3 protein-coding genes are annotated in these 1415 nt (G+C 38.3%); 2 read left to right on the top strand and 1 reads right to left on the bottom strand.

Going from position 1 to position 1415, the window contains the following annotated elements:
* Nucleotides 1-3: 3 nt before the first annotated feature.
* Nucleotides 4-231: a hypothetical protein gene (locus tag B7444_RS16435; protein WP_148424760.1), complete on the bottom strand. Its 228-nt coding sequence runs from the start codon at nt 229-231 to the stop codon at nt 4-6.
* A 92-nt stretch (nt 232-323) separates the two neighbouring features.
* Here B7444_RS16435 and B7444_RS14350 point away from each other — a divergent pair, with 92 nt between their 5' ends.
* Both B7444_RS14350 and B7444_RS14345 read left to right on the top strand, forming a co-directional pair.
* Nucleotides 324-989, top strand: a complete 666-nt coding sequence (locus B7444_RS14350) for a recombinase family protein (RefSeq protein WP_007284722.1) — start codon at nt 324-326, stop codon at nt 987-989.
* A 76-nt stretch (nt 990-1065) separates the two neighbouring features.
* A partial coding sequence (locus B7444_RS14345; protein ID WP_048855204.1) for a 3'-5' exonuclease occupies nt 1066-1415 on the top strand: 350 nt, incomplete at its 3' end.

The raw sequence follows: 1415 nt of genomic DNA, 5'->3' as shown, positions 1-1415 counted from the left end.
GAATCAAAATTCCCTACAAAAATCAATGGGTCCTGAGCCTAGACTGTCCCAACACTCACCAATAGTCTGATATTCATCATTCGATGGAATAGAAATAATAGAATCAGGATGATAATCATTATTAGCAAACATAATCATTGTATTTTTTTTATAATCAGAATAATCTAAAGTTCTTAGATATGTCCTTAATTCAAAGTCATAATATTTTTCATCGTCTAAGTTATTTTTCATATCAATCTCCATTTCAGTCTATTTAAGACCTGAAAACTATTATAGCAGATGTTGTGCTATAATACCCTCTACGGGCGTAGAGGAAGTATTATATGAATAGATTTATTGGATATTATAGAGTTTCAACAGACAAGCAGGGGGAGTCTGGATTGGGGCTACAATCCCAAAAAGATACTATTGCTAATTATGTAAATAACAAAAACGGAATCCTGCTGAGGGAATTTCGTGAAGTTGAGTCAGGGAAGAAAAATGATCGTCCTGCTCTAACGCAAGCTATGGAAATGTGCCGTCTCTATGGTGCCACTTTATTAATCGCAAAGCTTGATAGGCTTTCTCGTGATGCCGTCTTTCTTATGAACCTGCAACGTGGAGACGTGCCATTTACAGCGTGCGACATGCCGGACGCCAACAGCATGACCATAGGAATCATGGCCCTACTGGCTCAACAAGAAAGAGAAATGATCAGCACCAGGACCAAAGAGGCTCTGGCAGTTATTAAAGCTACAGGTAAGCGTTTAGGCGGAAGACGTGAGAAATCTCACAATTTCACTCATGACGACATCGAGAAAGCTACGCTTGCACGTCGAGAAAACGAGATCGCTTATAGAAATCGTGTTATTCCAGTAATCAGAGATTTGAGATCAACAGGTCTGTCTTACAGAGAAATATGTGATCAACTCAGTGCGTTAGGCATAAAGACATATCATAAAAAAGAGAATTGGCATCCGAATGTAGTTCGCAAACTTCTTTTGTCATGACTAAATATGTGAATAGCAATATTAAAGACATCACCTCATAACCATGTGATATAATATCCATAAAGGAGTACACTTTATGGAGACTATAATATTAGACACTGAAACAACTGGCTTATCCTATTCTGATGAAATCATTGAAATTGGAATATGTGATTTAAAAGGAAATGTATTGTTCGATGAGCGGATAAAACCATCGAAAAATAATACGAGATGGCCAGACGCCGAGCGAATTCATGGAATCAGCCCTGATGATGTGAAAGATTGCAGAACTTTCCCTGAAATCTATCGAGAGTTGGCGAGCATACTAAATGAAAAAAATATCGTCATTTTCAACGCTGGGTATGACACAAAGCTATTAAGGCAATCCTGCGCTAACTGGTTGTTAGAGCCTGTTTGGAAAATCACGGGTGAGCATTTCTGCGCATG

The organism is Gluconobacter thailandicus F149-1 = NBRC 100600, assembly GCF_000964465.1.
GTDB lineage: Bacteria > Pseudomonadota > Alphaproteobacteria > Acetobacterales > Acetobacteraceae > Gluconobacter > Gluconobacter thailandicus.
Note: the sequence above shows the minus strand (reverse complement) of the source record. Positions and strands in the feature narration are given on the sequence as shown.

What these genes read in the sequence shown, in the direction of transcription:
- B7444_RS16435 (WP_148424760.1), bottom strand. Translation starts at nt 231, where the DNA reads ATGAAAAATAACTTAGACGATGAAAAATATTATGACTTTGAATTAAGG.
- B7444_RS14350 (WP_007284722.1), top strand. Translation starts at nt 324, where the DNA reads ATGAATAGATTTATTGGATATTATAGAGTTTCAACAGACAAGCAGGGG.